Annotated in this window: 15 protein-coding genes; 9 read left to right on the top strand and 6 right to left on the bottom strand. The window is 40.7% G+C overall.

The features are described 5' to 3' along the window. Positions 1-25: 25 nt before the first annotated feature. From FH971_RS14870 to barA, 6 genes are all read right to left on the bottom strand, one after another. Positions 26-1,159: a hypothetical protein gene (locus tag FH971_RS14870; RefSeq protein ID WP_140234847.1), complete on the bottom strand. Its 1,134-nt coding sequence runs from the start codon at positions 1,157-1,159 to the stop codon at positions 26-28. Positions 1,160-1,226: 67 nt separating this feature from the next. Then, positions 1,227-2,885: a DNA repair protein RecN gene (recN, locus tag FH971_RS14865; RefSeq protein ID WP_137226343.1), complete on the bottom strand. Its 1,659-nt coding sequence runs from the start codon at positions 2,883-2,885 to the stop codon at positions 1,227-1,229. 128 nt (positions 2,886-3,013) lie between these two features. Further along, positions 3,014-3,982, bottom strand: a complete 969-nt coding sequence (locus FH971_RS14860; protein WP_140234846.1) for an AEC family transporter — start codon at positions 3,980-3,982, stop codon at positions 3,014-3,016. Positions 3,983-4,069: 87 nt separating this feature from the next. Continuing rightward, on the bottom strand, positions 4,070-4,270 hold the full coding sequence (locus tag FH971_RS14855) for a DUF3319 domain-containing protein (RefSeq protein WP_137226347.1): 201 nt from the start codon (positions 4,268-4,270) through the stop codon (positions 4,070-4,072). 71 nt (positions 4,271-4,341) lie between these two features. Further along, entirely contained in the window at positions 4,342-4,938 is a 597-nt protein-coding gene (locus FH971_RS14850; protein WP_137226349.1) for a YjaG family protein, read from the bottom strand. Next, entirely contained in the window at positions 4,928-7,786 is a 2,859-nt protein-coding gene (gene barA, locus FH971_RS14845; RefSeq protein ID WP_140234845.1) for a two-component sensor histidine kinase BarA, read from the bottom strand. The genes FH971_RS14850 and barA overlap by 11 nt, the downstream gene beginning before the upstream one ends. A 102-nt stretch (positions 7,787-7,888) precedes the next feature. On the opposite strand from barA, the gene rlmD reads away from it, so the two are divergent. From rlmD to truD, 9 genes are all read left to right on the top strand, one after another. After that, entirely contained in the window at positions 7,889-9,250 is a 1,362-nt protein-coding gene (rlmD, locus tag FH971_RS14840) for a 23S rRNA (uracil(1939)-C(5))-methyltransferase RlmD (protein WP_140234844.1), read from the top strand. 216 nt (positions 9,251-9,466) lie between these two features. After that, complete coding sequence (gene relA, locus FH971_RS14835) at positions 9,467-11,674, top strand: GTP diphosphokinase (RefSeq protein ID WP_137226355.1); 2,208 nt, start codon at positions 9,467-9,469, stop codon at positions 11,672-11,674. Positions 11,675-11,757: 83 nt separating this feature from the next. Continuing rightward, positions 11,758-12,579, top strand: coding sequence for a nucleoside triphosphate pyrophosphohydrolase (mazG, locus tag FH971_RS14830; protein WP_140234843.1), 822 nt, complete (start codon positions 11,758-11,760; stop codon positions 12,577-12,579). 114 nt (positions 12,580-12,693) lie between these two features. Beyond that, positions 12,694-14,331 (top strand): CTP synthase, encoded by a 1,638-nt coding sequence (locus FH971_RS14825; protein ID WP_140234842.1) that lies wholly within the window; start codon positions 12,694-12,696, stop codon positions 14,329-14,331. Between the two features lie 272 nt (positions 14,332-14,603). Further along, on the top strand, positions 14,604-15,905 hold the full coding sequence (eno, locus tag FH971_RS14820) for a phosphopyruvate hydratase (protein WP_140234841.1): 1,302 nt from the start codon (positions 14,604-14,606) through the stop codon (positions 15,903-15,905). A 100-nt stretch (positions 15,906-16,005) separates the two neighbouring features. Next, positions 16,006-16,308: a cell division protein FtsB gene (gene ftsB, locus FH971_RS14815; RefSeq protein ID WP_137226363.1), complete on the top strand. Its 303-nt coding sequence runs from the start codon at positions 16,006-16,008 to the stop codon at positions 16,306-16,308. Positions 16,309-16,367: 59 nt separating this feature from the next. After that, the gene (gene ispD, locus FH971_RS14810; RefSeq protein ID WP_140234840.1) at positions 16,368-17,066 is read left to right on the top strand and encodes a 2-C-methyl-D-erythritol 4-phosphate cytidylyltransferase; all 699 of its coding nucleotides are present in this window, start codon (positions 16,368-16,370) and stop codon (positions 17,064-17,066) included. Between the two features lie 61 nt (positions 17,067-17,127). Continuing rightward, the gene (ispF, locus tag FH971_RS14805; protein ID WP_140234839.1) at positions 17,128-17,607 is read left to right on the top strand and encodes a 2-C-methyl-D-erythritol 2,4-cyclodiphosphate synthase; all 480 of its coding nucleotides are present in this window, start codon (positions 17,128-17,130) and stop codon (positions 17,605-17,607) included. 27 nt (positions 17,608-17,634) lie between these two features. Next, the gene (truD, locus tag FH971_RS14800) at positions 17,635-18,708 is read left to right on the top strand and encodes a tRNA pseudouridine(13) synthase TruD (RefSeq protein WP_140234838.1); all 1,074 of its coding nucleotides are present in this window, start codon (positions 17,635-17,637) and stop codon (positions 18,706-18,708) included. Positions 18,709-18,711 lie beyond the last annotated feature (3 nt).

The raw sequence follows: 18,711 nt of genomic DNA, 5'->3' as shown, positions 1-18,711 counted from the left end.
ATTGCAAACTCAGAGATACTAAGATTTATTGAGTCATCATTAAATTGCTGCGTAGCTGTTCTATTTCATTATTCATATTGACGATGCGCAATTTAAGATCTGTTTCATAATAAGAGCAGCTTAATATTTTACCCACCGGGTTGTAGCGTAATTGCCATAACTGCAGCAGGCTATTGTCGTTATTGCAATATTCTGGTTTTTTAAGCAGAAGCGATGCATCTGTTGATACAGGTTCTTTAACCATATTAACGAAATATTCAGCCCGCAAGTTATCATCATCAATGGGTTTAATAAACATTTTAGCTAACCATTGCTCGTAAAATGGTGCTGTATCTAGTTGAGCTTCCATTACCATTTGCTGCATGGCGTTGTGACCAAAGAGCCACTCACCTGAAAATATACGTTCATAGTCATTTTGATTTAAACTGAAAGGGGATTGCCAAGCACTGATATTTTTAACCACTTCTTTATTGCTTTGAGCTAAAGTACCCGCAAAGCGGAGTTGCTCCTTCAGTACACCACTGACAATCATATGAACCAGTAACGATCCCGATGAGTGATATACATTATTCCAAAAATGCGTTTCTTTGTTTAGGAATGCTATTGCAGCATCAACCCCTATTTTGCTGGCAATAGATCCCGAGCGATTCATCGTTTCAAGTAAACTTAGCTCTCTTAACTGAAACAGTTGAGACCAGAGAATTTGATCTTGAGGGATTAAAGACTGATCATTTTCTTGCCAATCAGGCATAGCGACTAATATATTGTATTTATCAATATTGGCTTGATGGGCATTAATAGCACGGTTAATTGTTTCACTATTACGATTAAAAAACTCATTGCAAGTTTCCCAATATGCTAAGTGGCAAGCTTCTTTAAAGTCGCGAATTAATTTAGTTTGTTGAGTACTAAAGCTGAGCGATGTTTCTTGTGGATTCGATTTAGCACCCTCGATAGTGCTCAGCATCTTCATAGCATACTCAACCCCGTTTTCACTCGATGCAACAGGTTGCTGCTTTAGCCAGCTTTCAACTAATAACGTATTAGGAGACTTTGTTCTGTCGGAAGCGTTGATTGCCACTAAGCAGACAACGGCAAATACTAATAAACTGCTTATTAATCCAACCAGCACACCAATCGTTTTTAACAACATCATCATTCTTTATCCGCAAAATCCATTTAACACAATGGTAACATGCAGCTTGATTTTTGATAAGTCATGACCTTTATTGTAATAACTCTCGGGCGTTAGCTAAGGTGTTTTCAGTAATCACGTCTCCACCTAGTAAGCGTGCCAATTCATTAACCCGTTGATCTTTATCTAATGCCTGCATCGTAGTTTCTGTGGCACCCGCTTTATTGAATTTGTTTACAAACATATGTTGATGACCTTTACCCGCAACTTGGGGTAAATGAGTGACACACAACACTTGAGTAGACTCTCCGAGGCTGCGCAACATGCGTCCAACCACAGAAGCCGTTGGACCTGAAATACCGACATCAACCTCATCGAATATTAATGTCGGTGTTGCCACTTTTTTAGCTGTGATCACTTGAATCCCTAATCCAATACGCGATAACTCACCGCCAGAGGCAACTTTAGAAATCGGTTGTAATGGTTGCCCAGGGTTTGTGGTCACCATAAATTCAATGCTATCGCAGCCATTAACTGAAATGTTGTCCGGATTATGATTAATTTGAATAGTAAATTTACCCTTAGGCATATTGAGCTCATGGATAGACTGGGTAACTAGCTTGTCTAATTCTTTAGCATAACGGCTACGACTTTGACTAAGTTTCTGCGCATTGGTTAAATAGGCGTTTCTAGTGTCTTCAAGTTGCTGTCTTATACCATCTAATTTAGTCTCGTCGTCAGCAAGTTCTGCCAATTCACTCATCAAGGCTTGATGATGTAGTGCCAGCTTATCAGCACTCACATGATGCTTACGTGCCAATTGCATAGCTGTTGAAAGGCGTTTTTCTAAATAGGCAAAATGTTCTGGATCAAGCTCTAAACTGCTTAAATAACTTTCAATTTCACTCGCACTTTCTTGTACTTGAATTAACGCATCGCTGATCATAGTGCTAATAGGCGCAAGGGATTCATCATAGCCTTGAAGCGTATCAGCAATACTGGCCACTTTATTGAGTAGAGATTCTATATTGCCTTCATCACTTTCTGTCAATAAATGTAAACCCGCTTGGCAGCGTTCAATTAAATCTGTGCCATTGGCTAAGCGCTTGTGTTCTTGTTCTATTTCATCAAATTCATCTATGCCTAAATTAAACTCATTAAGTTCTTCTACTTGATATTGCAGTAACTGTTGACGCGAAATACGTTCATGCTGAGCTTGTTCAAGCTGTTTTAGCTCGTTTTCCACTTGTTTGCAGCGTTGATAGCTGGCACTAACGCTATCTATCAGTAGCTTGTGGTTGGCATAACTGTCGAGTAAAGCTAACTGATGGTCATTTTTAAGCATGGCATGATGAGCATGTTGGCCATGAATACCAATGAGGAGCTGACCTACTGATTTTAATTGGGTTACAGGGACTGGATTACCATTGATATAGGCTCTCGAGCGACCGTCATTATTGATAGTCCTACGCAATATACATTCATCTTCAGCATCGAGATCGTTGTCTTCTAGCCAGCGTTTGGCTAAAGGGACATCATGGAGGGTAAACCTTGCACTAATTTCTGTTTTAGTTGCACCTGGTCTGATGGTGTTTGCGTCACTGCGGTTTCCTAAGCACAATCCTAGGGCATCGATAGCAATCGATTTACCTGCACCCGTTTCTCCGGTGATGCTTGTCATACCGGCTTTAAAGTCGAGTTCTAAAAAACGCACGATAGCAAAATTATTGATGCTGAGTTGGCAAAGCATAGTGAATCCTTGTCAATGAAACGTTCAAACCACTGTATTGATAAACAGTATATACTGATTTTATATACAGTAAAGTAGTTGGTGTGAAATTATCACTGACTATTTTATCGCCTGCTAGCGGTTAATGATTAACCAGTGGATTTTAATAGTATTTCTATTATAGGCAAACTAATAAAGGTCACTAATGTGCCATATAAAATCCCTTGGGCACTTCCATTAGCATTAATTTGGTAGCGATCTGCCAGTAGATACACACTTGCTGCCGTGGGTAATGCAGCTAAAAGTACTCCCATTATCAGTAATTCGTGTTCTACGCCAAATAATTTGAGTAATCCAAAGGCAATAAAAGGCTGAATAATTAATTTGAGTAAATTAATTAAACTCAATTCTGTAATCAGGCGAAGACTGAACATTTTTGCGAAAGATTGATGTCTTAAGGCCTTGGCAAGTACCATGCCGATAGCAAATAGTGCACAAGGGCTGGAGGTGTTACCCACTTGGTGAAGTACCAAAGCCAGACTTTCAGGTAAGGTGATATGCAATGCTGATAAGGTGATACCAATGAGGCTGCCTAGCACAATCGGATTTTTATACAGTGCATTACCCATGATGGCGATAGCGTGGTCGGTTGATTGTTTATTTCGGCTGGCAAGTTCAATAGACACTAACGCAAAAGCAAACATGAACACCGACAGTAAGCTGGCAATTGAAGCCGCAACTAATGCCATTTTGTGTCCTGGGAATAACAAGCTCAGTAATGGAATACCAATAAAGGCGGTATTGCCAAATGTGGCGTTTAAGGCTCGCATGGCGGCAACAGCTTGCTGCTTTGGAGCACACCAAAGTGATACAACAATCACTATGGCGTAAGTGATGACCATCGCGAGACTAAATGCGCCAATAAAGCCCCATTGAATAATATCTTCAATACGAGTTTCGGCTAAAACAATCAGTAAAATTGCCGGGAAGGCAATGTAATAGACAAATTGATTGAGGATCAGATCGGTATCTGGTGGCAACAGTCTCAATTTTTGAACAATACTGCCAAGCAGCATAATTATAAAAACAGCGATTAGCGGGGTAAGAATACTGGACATCCCTCGCAATTCCTTAACAAAATGGTAATAAGGTCACTGTACTGCTTTTTGGTAGGCGGATGCAATTAGGCTAAAGTTAAACGGTGATTATTTTTTTGATTTATTGTTTAAACTGGCCTTTGATACTTTAGGCGGAGGTAATATGCCTAGCTCAGTAAAAAAGTGTACTTGTCTTCTTAGTTCAAATAACGATCCAACTCGTACTTGATTGCCAATAACTAGCGTCCAGTCATCAGTCTTACCATTAGCATTACTGAAGGTGAAACCTTGATAAAAAATTCTTCTCATGGGCGGCACTCAATAAAAAGCCTGAATAAGTTCAGGCTAAACAATGTTTATTGCAAGGCTTAGACTGTGTATTACAGACTAATACCGATATTAGACACACCAGCTTCAATAATATCTTTACGTAAACCTTTAACTAATTCACTATTTATTTCCGGATTTGCTTCGATAATATCGAGTAACATGGCTTGTAATTGTTTTTCTTCTTCCATTACTGGATGTGAAAATACAAACTCATCGAGCGCTTCATCCATTAAGGATTCATCACTAATGGCTTCAATATAATTGGCCACAGTACTCGATGATAACTTGCTGATATTCGTTATATCTTCTTCAATCTTACCGTCTATCGCTCCCATAAGGCTGGCAATCGCGACAGCAGCATCCATTGCTGGATAAGCTCCATAGGCTTCAAATTCGCTCGGCTCAGGAGTGTTTTCATCGAGACGCTGCAAATGCACATCGATATTGAATTTAAGTTTTTTGTCATACTGGCTTTGCCATAACAAATCTAATGCTGTACTTAATACTTGAGGTTGGCCGAATTCACACACTTCAGAAAAAAGTTGGTAGTTCGGGAGCATACGTTGACATAGCGCTAGGGCAAAAAGCTGCTTTTGCGGTAACGATAATGCTTTAAGGCGTTTAAAAAAACCGGATTTACTGGTCATTTGGAGTATCCACTGATAGCTGATTTATCACTTGATTTGCTGCTAATTCTACCTTAGTTAACTCATCAAGTAACTCTAGTATTTCAGGTTCTAAGTCATTAAGGTCAATTTTATGTTTTAATCCAGACTCTATATCTCGACACAGTTTTTGTGTTGTTGGTACGCCGCAATAACATGTTGCCCCATGCAATTTATGTACGACTTGAAGTAGTAGGTTTGCATCTCTTGTCAGTAATGCTTTTTCGATAGCTTTTGTTGTTTCTGGTAATGAGTTCACCAGCATCTTTAGCATATCCAACGCTAAATCGGTTTTCTGATTGACTTGTGTTAAACATAAATCCCAATTCAATATTTGGGCATCAAAATGGGTGAGTTGTGGCTTATTCATCCATCGACTGATAACACTTTTTAAGGACAATTCGTCAATGGGTTTGGCTAAGAAACCATCCATTCCGCTGGATAAAATATTATCGCGCTCTTCAGCAATAGCATGCGCAGTTACAGCGATAATTGGAGTATTACGGTTGAGTGATTCTGAGCGTATTTGTCGCGTTGCCGTTATACCGTCGATTCCAGGCATTTGAATATCCATGAAGATTAAGTCAAATGCGCGTTTCTTTGCCTGCGTTATTGCATCCGCACCATTATTGACGGTAACCACATCAACCACTAATTCTTTTAGTAAAGTATCAATTAATTTTAGGTTGGCGATATTGTCGTCAACAGCTAATACTGATGCATTTTGGCGAGGTGTGACATCTTGACTTATTTGTTCTGGTAAACTCACAAAAGTAGAAGGCACTGGTGGATATATTAAATGATGCGCTAGGGTTAAATCGCTTACTGGGGTGCTGAGCAACACATCTGCATTGACTTTTAACACATTGATAATCATGTTTTGATCTAAACAGTCGTGCAATAAAATGAGACAGTCGGTATGTTGTCTGGCTCGTTGTAATAAATCAATAAAAGACGCTGTGTCAGCAAAACCATGGCAACTCATGATGATGTAATCAAATTTGCTGTTTTTAGTGTGTAAAACAGAGGTAAGGTTTTCTGGGTTGGCAACATTAGTGATAATTAATTGCCATGACACTAAACGGCGATTTAAAGTATCGCGAGTTAATTCCCGTGGTTCATATAATAAGACTGATTTATGTTGCAATGCATCAACTGGCAATACTTCACCAATTTCAAATTGACTGATCCCAAGTGGGAGAATAAACCAAAAATTGGAACCTTTATTGGGGGCCGATGTAAAGCCTATCTGGCCACCCATTTGGTTAATTAAGCGTTTAGTAATCACTAAGCCCAATCCGGTGCCACCAAAGCGACGTGAAATGGATGAGTCAGCTTGGCCAAATGCTTGGAATAAATATTCTTGCTGGCTCTCATCAATACCAATCCCAGTATCAATAACTTCGCAGCGTAAAGTAATATTATCTTCGTCCTGGCCCACTAAGTGTATTTTGAGTATCACACTGCCTTTGTCGGTAAACTTGATAGCGTTGCCGACTAAGTTAGTAATAATCTGGCTGACTCTCATTGCATCGCCACTGACATTTTCAGGCACATTAGCATCAATGTCGATAACCAGTTCTAATCCTTTCTCTTGCGCACTACCCGCAATTATAGTCAGCGTTTCCGTAAGCGTGTCACGCAGCGCAAAAGGCATTTTTTCTAATATCATTTTACCGGCTTCTAGTTTAGAGAAGTCGAGAATATCGTTAATAATACCGAGTAGGTTACTGGCACTGCGTTCAATGGTTTTTATATAGTCTAGCTGGCTAGTATGCAGTGGTGTTTTTAATAACTGTCTTGCAAAGCCGATAACGCCATTGAGTGGTGTGCGTAGCTCGTGCGACATGTTAGCTAAAAACTCTGATTTTATTCGGCTTGCTTCAAGGGCTCGTTTTTTAGCAATATCTAACTCGACGTTTTGAATTTCAATTTGCTCAAGCGTCTCGCGCAAGTCAGAGGTTGCTTGATCAATGTTTTGTTGCATTTCATCGTGGTATTCAGACAATGAGCCAGCCATTGCGTTGATCCCTCGTTTAAGCAGATCAAGTTCACCAATCAAGTTGCCCTCTAAGCGAGTATCAAGTTTACCTTCACGAATTTTGGCAACGACTCGGACCATTTCGGTAATGGGGTAGTTAACGTGTTTAACTAAGCGGAATGTGAAAAATAAGTTAAATTGTACGCCAATCAATACGATAATAAACGCGGCTATTGCAGCGCGATGTTGTTCAAGCAAGGCATTTTCTTTATTCAATAATACTGAAATATATCCTAATATTTGTTCTTGTTGATTATTGTAAATAGGTGCAACGATGCCATTGGCTGAAGACGCATTATCGGTGCCGTCGTCATTCTGGCTATTTATCCGGGTAACATATTTTGGTTCTAACCCAGTATGAGATATTATTGGCACTCGAATGATTAAGGTATCACCAATAGTTTGATGTTCTGTACCGATTAAGTTCGCCAACGGTTGTTTATAACGCATGGTTTCAAAATCTTTGTGGTAATGCGAGGTGACAAAGAGTTGGTTTTCGGCATCAAATACAGCAATAGATAGGATAAGGGATGCGTTGTTTATTTGTGATGCGGCGAGTAAGCGTTTAGTCGATTCTCGATCTTGATTGATAATACCAAATTCACTGGCAATGGCTAACGGCTCAACAATATTGCTGCCTTTTTCAATTAAGGTTTGTTCCAATTCATAAAAGCGGTTTATCGTGAAATAACTTCCAAGTAGAATACCCACTACAATAGTGGGCGCTAACGCAAGTACCAGAACCCAAGAGCGTAGGCTGTATTTGGTCATATTGTTGGTACTTTTCATAGCGGTTAGGTGTGTCCCTGTGGCTAAATCGCGATTATTGGGTCTAGACTGCCAGAAATGGCGCACTCTTGACTAGTTTTTTATTTAATACCTGAGGCCTAAATGGCACAATTTTTCCAAGCAAAACCGAACAAATCTAAGCAATTATCAGCAAAGCTAAGCCTCAGCATTACTCAACTTGATCATTTAGGTGCCGGGATTGCGCAACATCAAGGCAAAGTGGTGTTTATTCCTGGCGTGTTACCTGGCGAGACCGCCACGGTACAATTTGTGGAACAAAAGAAAAGCTATGCTAAAGCCAAGCTAATCGCTATTGATCTTGCATCCGCTGATAGAGTCAAACCTCATTGCCCGCATTATCATCAATGTGGCGGTTGTGATTTACAACATATGGACATCAATGCGCAACGCGATCATAAGCAGGCTGCTTTGGTGGACCTTATTAGCAAACTGTCGAGTGCAGAAGCCATTGATGCCGATATTATTGCTAAACCCATAGTGGGCGATGCGTGGCATTACCGTCGGCGCGCAAGGCTGGCAACATTATTTGATAAAAATACTCGGCGTTTACAACTTGGGTTTCGTGCAGGCAATAGCAATAAAATTGTTTCTATTGAACAGTGTCCAGTATTAGCAGAGTCGTTGTCGGCATTAATTACACCATTGGCAGTTAATTTAAATCAACTTAAAGCCAAGTCTAGTTTAGGTCACGTTGAACTTACCCAGGCCGATAACGGTAATTTTGCGGTGTTAAGAGTGACTAAAGTATTGCCTGCATCAGATATTCGTTGGTTAACGGGTTTTGCTGAAAAACATCAACTGCACTTTTTATTGCAAGATGATGAAGGGCAGTTAACTCAACTGTATCCGTTATTACAAGCTGATGACGAGGTAACGCTACCTTATTATCATCTGGCGCAGGAGTCTGTACGTTGCTCGTTTACACCAGGTAATTTTGTTCAGATAAACGAAGTCATTAATCAGGCTATGGTGGATCAAGCCATCAAATGGTTAGAGCCTCAGGCCGGTGAGCGTATTTTAGATTTGTTTTGTGGTGTAGGTAACTTCAGTTTACCGTTGGCATTAAAAGCGGCGGAGGTTATCGCTGTTGAAGGTGTGCCCGAAATGGTGCAACAAGCCAAGCAAAATGCGGTCGACAACCAACTGGATAATGTCAGTTTTTATCATGCAGATTTAAGTGCCGATCTATCAACGCAAACTTGGTTAGGCAAAATTGATAAACTATTACTTGATCCTGCTCGAGCGGGCGCGTTTGAAAGTTTACAGTGGTTACAGAAAATGCAACCTAAAAAAGTGGTATATGTTTCATGTAATCCAGCCAGTTTAGCGCGTGACAGTAGTGTATTATTAGCTAACGGTTATCAAATTACCCAAGTTGGATTAGTGGATATGTTTCCACAGACACATCATATTGAAGCCATGGTGTTATTTGAATTACAGTAATTAGGTGCCAGTTTTTTAATTAAAGTAATAAGCTGCCTGTTTTAGTCATACATGTGCAATATGCTAAAAATTTGTTCAACTAAACGCTATTAAATTGACAAAAGTGTGTAGAGCTTCAAGATAGGTCGTTTAGTTATTGTTAATACCATATCAACACAGTATGCCAAGTGTGAATATGGTTGGATGTCAGTCGGTCATGCGGCTAAGGAAGGGTTCATGGTATCTGTTCGCGAAGCACATTTTAATACGCAAGCATTCCAATTAGATGAATGGGTAGCTCGTTATATCGACGACAAAGACGACGCGCAAACGTTATTGTCGCTGATCCAACAAGTTGAAGCTTTACCTGTTAAAAATAAGCAGGCTCATACTGAGCTGCTTGCGCGTGCTCGCGAAATGATTGAAATCTTAGCGCCGTTGAATATGGACATTGAAACACTGCAAGCCGCAGTACTATTTGTGTTATTGGAAGCGGGTGTGCTTAATGAAGAGCAAATCTTAGAGCAATATGGTGAAAACCTCGCTAGGTTAGTTGCCAGTGTCGTCACCATGGACGCCATCGGTGCTTTAAAAGTCAGTCAAAACGCTCGTGATGCCGAACCTCAAATAGACAATATTCGTAAAATGCTCCTCGCAATGGTTGAAGATGTTCGCGCCGTAGTCATCAAATTAGCCGAACGTGTTTATTTATTGCGAGCCGTCAAAAATGCCGATGAAGAAACTCGGGTGCTGGTAGCACGTGAAATTGCTGACATTTATGCGCCATTAGCTAATCGTTTAGGTATTGGTCAATTAAAGTGGGAACTTGAAGATATTTCTTTTCGCTACTTGCATCCAACTGTTTATAAAGACATTGCCAAACAGCTTGATGGTAAACGCGTAGACCGAGAAGTGTTTATCGACAAATTTGTCACCCAGTTGCAACAACGTTTAGATAGTGATGGTATTCGCGCAAAAGTGTACGGTCGCCCTAAGCACATTTACAGTATTTGGCGTAAAATGAAAGGCAAAGATCTTAAATTTGATGAGCTTTTTGACGTTCGTGCGGTACGTATCGTGACCGAAAGATTACAAGATTGCTATGGTGCATTAGGGGTTGTGCATGATCTCTGGCATCATATTCCGCGTGAATTTGACGATTATGTTGCCAATCCAAAACCTAACGGTTATCAATCTATTCATACTGTGGTGGTTGGCCCTGAAGGCAAAACAGTCGAAATTCAAATTCGTACAGAAGCCATGCATCAAGATTCTGAACTGGGTGTTGCAGCGCATTGGAAATACAAAGAAGGTGCGGGTAACACTAAGCAAACGGGTTACGAAGAAAAAATTAATTGGCTACGTAAGATTTTACAATGGCAAGAAGACGTTGCCGAAAGTGGTAATTTGGTTGATGAAGTTCGCAGTCAAGTGTTTGAAGACCGAGTTTATGTCTTTACGCCAAGTGGTGAAGTTGTTGATTTACCGTTAGGTTCAACTGTGCTCGATTTTGCCTACTATATTCACTCGCATGTGGGGCATAAGTGCATTGGCGCAAAAGTCGATGGCCGTATTGTTCCATTTACTTACCAGGTTGAAACTGGCGAGCGTATTGAAATTATCACCTCAAAGACGCCCAATCCTAAACGTGATTGGCTCAACCCTAGTTTAGGTTATATAAAATCGTCACGTTCACGCTCAAAAATCCAACATTGGTTTAAGCAACAAGACCGCGATAAAAATATTGCTGCGGGTAAAGAGATGCTTGAATCAGAATTAGCCCGAGTTGGCCTAAAAGTTAAAGATGCCGCAGTGGCTGTTGAACGCTTTAATTTAAATACCATGGATGACATGTTGGCCGCCATCGGTGGGGGTGACTTACGCTTAAACCAAGTGGTTAACTTCACTGAAACCAAAATTCGCAAAGTAGAAGAGACTGACGAAAACTTACTTGAAGACATCATAAAGAAATCGACACATAAACCGAAGAAATCTGACAAAGGTCAAGTTGAAGTTAATGGTGTCGGCAATTTAATGAGCCACATTGCTCGATGTTGCCAGCCAGTGCCTGGCGATGAAATTTTTGGTTATATCACCATGGGACGAGGTATTTCTGTACATCGTAGTGATTGCGAGCAAGTCAAAGAGTTAATGCGTGCTCATCCAGAACGAAGTGTCGATGTGATTTGGGGTGAGAATTACTCCGGTGGTTATCGTATTCGTGTCAGGGTACTTGCCAATGACCGTAGTGGCTTATTGCGCGATTTAACCACAGTACTTGCCGCTGAGAAATCCAATGTGATGGCCATGAGTTCTTCTTCTGATGTTAAAAGCCAAACCGCAACGGTTGAGCTTGAACTTGAACTGTACAATTTAGATGGTTTATCACGGGTTCTGGCTAAATTATCGCAAGTTGACGGTGTTATTGAGTCGCGTCGATTATAACTAACATCATGTGTTGATCGAGAAGGCATCTACTTGTTAGGTGCCTTTTTCATTCAGTTTTATTCAATAAAGAGGACATTATTGTGGCAGATATTCAATCGTTACTCAGCATAATGCAACAATTACGCGATCCTGATTCTGGTTGTCCGTGGGACCTTGCCCAAGATTTTGCCAGTATAGTGCCCTTTACCTTAGAAGAGGCTTATGAGGTTGTTGATACGATTGAGAGGCAGGCGTGGGAAGAGTTACCTGATGAACTCGGTGACTTACTGTTTCAGGTGGTGTTTTATTGTCAACTGGGACAAGAGCAAGGTAAGTTTGATTTTTCCACCGTGGTGGCGCGTATTAACGATAAGCTTGTTCGTCGCCATCCTCATGTATTTGGTCAATCAGGTAGTGAAGCCACTGTGGCGATTATTAATACTCAAGACTTAAGCCAAGCGTGGGATAAGTTAAAAGCTAATGAGCGCGAACAAAAACAACTGCACTCTGCTTTAGATGATATTCCTCAAGCATTACCCGCGTTGTCTCGATCGCGAAAAATTCAACATAGAGTGGCTAAAGTCGGTTTTGACTGGGCCGAGCTTGATCCTGTGGTGGCCAAAATCCACGAAGAAATCGATGAAGTATTGGTTGAAGTTAACAAACGACATGAAGATCCTGATTTTTATCAACCCAGAATCGTCGATGAAATGGGTGATTTATTGTTTGCCGTGGTTAATCTTGCTCGGCATTTAAAGGTCGATCCTGAGCAAGCTTTACGCCAAGCCAATCATAAGTTTGAACGCAGATTTAGAGGGGTAGAGCAATGTGTAGCGGATAGTGGCAAAACCATACAACAACATACATTGACTGAATTAGACGGATACTGGAATTTAATAAAGCATTATGAAAAAGCAAATTAGCTAAAATTAGCGCGTTTAAGTTTGTCGAATCAAGGTGGCTTTGCTATAATATCGCCCCGTCCTAGTGCTTTCTTACAAGCACGTAATTTTCCAATCTAATTTCTCAGGTTCAGCATGACTACAAGGTATATCTTCGTTACTGGTGGCGTTGTTTCATCACTAGGTAAAGGCATTGCAGCAGCTTCGCTAGCAGCAATTTTAGAGGCGCGTGGCCTCAATGTAACCATTATGAAACTTGACCCATATATTAACGTCGATCCGGGTACTATGAGCCCCACTCAGCACGGTGAAGTATTCGTGACTGAAGATGGTGCTGAAACCGATCTCGACTTAGGTCATTACGAACGCTTCATTCGCACCAAAATGAACCGCCGTAATAACTTTACTACAGGCCGTATTTACGAAGAAGTCATTAGTAAAGAACGTCGTGGTGATTATTTAGGTGCAACCATTCAGGTTATTCCCCACATTACGAATGCGATTAAAGAAAAAATAATCGCGGGTGGTGAAGGGCATGATGTGGCGATTGTGGAAATCGGTGGCACGGTAGGCGATATTGAATCATTACCGTTTCTAGAGTCTATTCGTCAATTGGGTGCCGAGCTAGGACGTGAGCGTACTTTATTTATGCATTTAACCTTAGTGCCATTCTTAGGCGCTGCAGGTGAAATTAAAACCAAGCCAACTCAGCACTCCGTTAAAGAGTTGCGTTCTATTGGTATTGCACCGGATGTACTGGTTTGTCGTGGCGACCGTGCAGTTCCTGCTAATGAAAAAGCTAAAATTTCGTTATTTTGCAACGTAGAAGAACGTGCGGTTATTTCATTAAAAGACGTTGATAGTATCTATAAAATTCCAGCGTTATTACGCTCGCAAGGATTAGATGAGTTAGTGATCAAGCGTTTCAATTTAGAATGTAACGAAGCTGACTTGTCTGAGTGGGAAAACGTTATTTACCAAGAAGCCAATCCAAATGGTGAAGTCACTATAGGTATGGTAGGTAAGTACATTGAATTACCTGATGCTTATAAGTCTGTTAACGAAGCATTAAAACATGCGGGTATAAAAAAACGTGTGACAGTGAACATTAAGTACATTGATTCACAAACTGTTGAAGCTAAAGGCGAAGAAGTGTTGCAAGGCCTTGATGGTATTTTAGTACCTGGTGGCTTTGGTGAGCGTGGCGTAGAAGGTAAGATTTTTGCCGCTAAATTTGCCCGTGAAAATAATCTACCTTACTTTGGTATTTGTTTAGGTATGCAAGTAGCATTAATTGAATTTGCACGTAATGTAGCAAGTTTAGATGGTGCTCACTCAACAGAGTTTAATTCACAAACACCTTATCCAGTAGTGGGTCTAATCACTGAATGGATTAACGAAGAAGGTGATGTTGAAAAACGCCATGAGTCTTCAGATTTAGGTGGCACCATGCGTTTAGGCGCTCAGTTATGCCATTTAAAAGAAGGCACAAAAGCAGCAACAGCTTATAATTCAGCTACGTGTGTAGAGCGTCATCGTCATCGTTATGAAGTGAATAATAACTTTATCGAACGTATGGAAAAAGCCGGCTTAGTGTTCAGTGGTTTGTCTTCTGATCGTAAATTAATTGAGATGATTGAACTGCCTGATCATCCATGGTTTGTTGCGAGTCAATTCCACCCTGAATTTACTTCAACTCCACGAGATGGTCATCCATTATTTGAAGGCTTTATTGCTGCTTCTTATGCGTATCAAAAACGCGATATCAGCTAATTGAGACAGCCGCTAATGCATGCATTAGCGGCTTTTTTGTGTAAGATATGTGTATAAATCAGATAATCGCTATTATGATGTCTCATTGCGGTTAAAACTAAGTTGAAGCAAAGACCAATTCGATCTACTCTACCTTACAATAGAATAAAATTACTAAACTGAAAGTTTAATACCAATAAATCAACAATATTTGTTGTTTTAGCGGTTTTATTGGTATTGGCTTTTAACTTTTATTTTAAATTTTTAATTTACTTACACAGTATGAGGATATTATGGCTAACATTATTAAAGTGATTGGTCGCGAGATTATGGATTCGCGTGGTAACCCAACCGTTGAAGCAGAAGTACATTTAGAAGGCGGTTTTATTGGTATGGCTGCTGCACCATCTGGAGCATCAACTGGTAGTCGCGAAGCATTAGAACTTCGTGACGGCGACAAAGCACGTTACTTAGGTAAAGGTGTATTAAAAGCTGTTGCTGCTGTAAATGGCCCAATTGCAGAAGCGATTAAAGGTAAAGATGCTTTGGATCAAGCTGAACTTGACCAAATCATGATTGACTTAGACGGTACCGAAAACAAAGCAAAATTTGGCGCTAACGCTATTCTTGCTGTTTCTCTCGCTATCGCAAAAGCCGCCGCTGCAGCTAAGCACGTACCTTTATATGCTCACATTGCAGATCTAAACGGTACACCAGGTGTTTACTCTATGCCTCTTCCAATGATGAACATCATCAATGGTGGCGAGCATGCTGATAACAGTGTTGATATTCAAGAGTTTATGATCCAACCCGTTGGCGCAAAGACTTTCCGTGAAGGTCTACGTATGGGTGCGGAAGTATTCCACAGCCTTGCTAAAGTGCTTAAAGCTGACGGACATTCAACTGCGGTAGGTGATGAAGGTGGTTTTGCCCCAAACCTAGCATCTAACGAAGCTGCACTTGCTGCAATTAAAGTTGCTGTAGCCAATGCAGGTTACGAGCTAGGTAAAGACATCACGTTAGCTATGGATTGTGCGGCTTCTGAATTTTACGACAAAGAAGCCAACATCTACGATCTTAAAGGTGAAGGTAAAAAATTCACTTCTGAAGAATTTAACTTCTTTTTACAAGGTCTTACTCAACGCTACCCAATCGTTTCTATCGAAGATGGTCTTGACGAGTCTGACTGGGATGGTTTTGCTCACCAAACTAAATTAATGGGCGATAAAATCCAATTAGTTGGTGACGATCTATTCGTAACAAATACTAAGATTCTTAAACGTGGTATCGACAACGGCATTGCTAACTCTATTTTAATTAAATTCAACCAAATCGGTACCTTAACCGAAACATTGGCGGCAATTAAAATGGCTAAAGATGCAGGCTTTACGGTTGTTATTTCTCATCGTAGTGGCGAGACAGAAGATTCAACGATTGCTGATTTAGCTGTTGGTACAGCGGCAGGTCAAATCAAAACAGGTTCACTAAGCCGTAGTGACCGTGTTGCGAAATACAACCAATTGCTTCGTATAGAAGAAGCGCTAGGTTCAAAAGCACCATACAACGGTCTTAAAGAAGTGAAAGGCCAAGGATAATATTTTTGCTTTAGCTTAAAAAGGCCACCACTAGGTGGCCTTTTTTGTTGTACTATAATGAACATATTTTCTAGGGGTTACTTCGACATAACTTAATATTATGAAACGACTAATATTTTTATTGATTTGTTTATTATCACTTTTACAGTACCGACTATGGAAGGGTGACAACAATTTTTCAGAATATGTCGTGCTGCAAACCCAAATCGCAGCGCAAGAACAAAGTAATGACAAGCTTGTTGCTCGAAATCAAATCCTTAAAGAAGAGATTATTGATTTAAAAAGTGGCACTGCAGCCATTGAAGAACGTGCCCGCAACGAGTTAGGTATGGTTAAAGAAGGCGAAACGTTTTATCGGGTCGTAGGCAGTGAATTACGTGATCTGAACCAATTAAATCGTTAGTCTATGTGGCATCCTAAGTACTACTTAATCATATTATTTTCAATCTTGGTATTGCATATATGCTAAACAATCCTCGTTCTATCATTGCTATTGTTCCTGCTGCAGGCGTGGGGAGTCGTATGGGGGCCGATATACCTAAGCAATATTTGATGCTTGGACAACAATGCATTCTCGCCCATACATTAGATTCATTATTGTCGCATGCTGAAATAGACCAAGTTGTTGTAGCATTACACCCACAAGATAACTATTTTAGTCAGTTACCACAGTCTCATCACTCAAAGCTGACAACCGTTGTTGGTGGTGGTGAACGTGCCGATTCTGTATTAGCCGCATTAGATTTTGTTGAGTCTATAAACCCTGAAGCTTGGGCTTTGGTGCACGACGCTGCAAGGCCTTGTGTTACTCATCAAGATATTACTAAATTGATTGAATCAGTAAATCTTCATCCCCAAGGCGCCATTCTCGCAGCACCAGTTCGCGACACCATGAAGCGAAGTGACACTAACGGTAATATTATTCATACAGTCGATCGCGCGTTATTATGGCATGCATTAACTCCACAGATTTTCCCTGTTTCAGTTTTACGTCACCACTTATCGGCGGCATTAGCCGCGCAGGTACCTATTACCGATGAAGCCAGTGCAATGGAGTGGGCCGGGGTTATGCCGGGATTGGTTAATGGCCGAATGGATAATATCAAAGTGACTCACCCTGATGATTTACAATTAGCAGCTCTGTTTATGTCACAACAATAGTTAACTGAAATAGCCACACTTGTTAATATCAGCACAAAGCAAGTTAAGATAAGGTTTTTAAATGAATATTCGTATCGGTCATGGTTTTGATGTACATAAATTTGGCGGTGATAGCCCACTGGTTTTAGGTGGTGTTACTGTCCCTTATGAAAGTGGACTGATTGCCCATTCTGACGGTGATGTGGTACTGCATGCCATTAGTGATGCGATATTAGGGGCGATGGCGTTAGGTGATATAGGCAAACACTTCCCTGATACTGATGCTAATTTTGCCGGTGCAGATAGTCGGGTATTATTAAAGCACTGTTATCAACTTGCACTGCAAAAGCAGTTTGTATTAGGTAACTTAGATGTCACCATTATTGCTCAGGCACCTAAAATGGCGCCACATATTGAGGCTATGCGTCAATGCTTAAGTGTTGATTTACAGACCGACATAGACAAGATTAATGTTAAAGCGACCACTACCGAGAAGCTGGGTTTTACAGGGCGCAAAGAAGGCATCGCTGTTGAAGCTGTTGTATTAATGAAAAGCCAATAACCTACAAATTATAGAGAATTCTGTCGCATGAAAGAATTACATTACCTATTTGGTAAACCAATAAGCCAAGCCGATTTGCGCACTCATAACAGTGATTTTATTGTTAAAGAAATTTTGCCTTTTACGCCGACGGGCGAAGGCGAACATCATATGCTGCACGTGCGCAAAAATGGCATGAATACCGTTTATGTTGCTGAAATATTGGCTAAGTTTGCTAAAGTTCATCCAAAAGAAGTGACCTTTGCTGGCCAGAAAGACAAAAACGCCATCACTGAACAATGGTTTGGGGTGCGTATTCCTGGTAAAGAAACACCAGAGTGGACGCAGCTTAATGATGATAAATTAACGATTTTGTCGAGCGGTCGCCACAGTAAAAAATTGCGTATAGGCGCTTTGCTTGGCAATCGGTTTGTGCTGACATTACGTAATATTACCGAAGTCGCTGATATTGAAGCGCGTTTACAACAAATTGCCAAAATGGGTGTTCCTAATTACTTTGGTGAGCAACGTTTTGGTCATGACGGTAAAAACTTGCTGTTAGGGCGACAAATGCTTAGCGGCGGTCGTAATGTAAAAGATCGCAATAAACGCAGTATGTATTTATCAGCTGTGCGTTCTAACATATTTAATCAAGTGGTTTCCTATCGCTTAGTGACTCATCAAGCCCAAACATTAGCGGGTGATTGTGTCATGTTAGCCGGCAGTAAAAGCTATTTTACTGTTCAAGCATGGGATGATGTTCTCAATGCGCGTTTAGCAGAAAAAGATATCCAACTATCAGCGCCATTGTGGGGCAGGGGAACACCCTTAGCTCAAGATGAAGCATTAACTGTAGAAATGACGCCATTAGTTGATTTGTCAATTGACTTACAGGGACTTGAAGAGGCGGGCTTGTCACAAGAGCGACGCCCATTATTACTTGAGCCTCAAGGCATTAAGTGGCAGTTTGACGCTGATACGCTCACGCTTGAATTTGTTTTGCCTGCGGGAAGTTATGCAACGTCAGTACTTCGCGAACTGGCTGATTATCAAGATGTTCAAGAGTTACAACGAAAAGTCATGGTTGCAGATCAACAAGCACAAACAAAACAAGAGTCTTAATCG

The sequence above is a fragment of the Shewanella polaris genome (genome assembly GCF_006385555.1).
GTDB lineage: Bacteria > Pseudomonadota > Gammaproteobacteria > Enterobacterales > Shewanellaceae > Shewanella > Shewanella polaris.
Note: the sequence above shows the minus strand (reverse complement) of the source record. Positions and strands in the feature narration are given on the sequence as shown.

Excerpts from the sequence above, each read along its gene's own strand:
- ispF (WP_140234839.1), top strand. The coding sequence starts at position 17,128 with ATGAATATTCGTATCGGTCATGGTTTTGATGTACATAAATTTGGCGGT.
- FH971_RS14850 (WP_137226349.1), bottom strand. The coding sequence starts at position 4,938 with ATGACCAGTAAATCCGGTTTTTTTAAACGCCTTAAAGCATTATCGTTA.
- ispD (WP_140234840.1), top strand. The coding sequence starts at position 16,368 with ATGCTAAACAATCCTCGTTCTATCATTGCTATTGTTCCTGCTGCAGGC.
- truD (WP_140234838.1), top strand. The coding sequence starts at position 17,635 with ATGAAAGAATTACATTACCTATTTGGTAAACCAATAAGCCAAGCCGAT.
- relA (WP_137226355.1), top strand. The coding sequence starts at position 9,467 with ATGGTATCTGTTCGCGAAGCACATTTTAATACGCAAGCATTCCAATTA.
- eno (WP_140234841.1), top strand. The coding sequence starts at position 14,604 with ATGGCTAACATTATTAAAGTGATTGGTCGCGAGATTATGGATTCGCGT.
- FH971_RS14825 (WP_140234842.1), top strand. The coding sequence starts at position 12,694 with ATGACTACAAGGTATATCTTCGTTACTGGTGGCGTTGTTTCATCACTA.
- FH971_RS14870 (WP_140234847.1), bottom strand. The coding sequence starts at position 1,159 with ATGATGATGTTGTTAAAAACGATTGGTGTGCTGGTTGGATTAATAAGC.
- rlmD (WP_140234844.1), top strand. The coding sequence starts at position 7,889 with ATGGCACAATTTTTCCAAGCAAAACCGAACAAATCTAAGCAATTATCA.
- recN (WP_137226343.1), bottom strand. The coding sequence starts at position 2,885 with ATGCTTTGCCAACTCAGCATCAATAATTTTGCTATCGTGCGTTTTTTA.
- ftsB (WP_137226363.1), top strand. The coding sequence starts at position 16,006 with ATGAAACGACTAATATTTTTATTGATTTGTTTATTATCACTTTTACAG.
- barA (WP_140234845.1), bottom strand. The coding sequence starts at position 7,786 with ATGAAAAGTACCAACAATATGACCAAATACAGCCTACGCTCTTGGGTT.
- FH971_RS14860 (WP_140234846.1), bottom strand. The coding sequence starts at position 3,982 with ATGTCCAGTATTCTTACCCCGCTAATCGCTGTTTTTATAATTATGCTG.
- FH971_RS14855 (WP_137226347.1), bottom strand. The coding sequence starts at position 4,270 with ATGAGAAGAATTTTTTATCAAGGTTTCACCTTCAGTAATGCTAATGGT.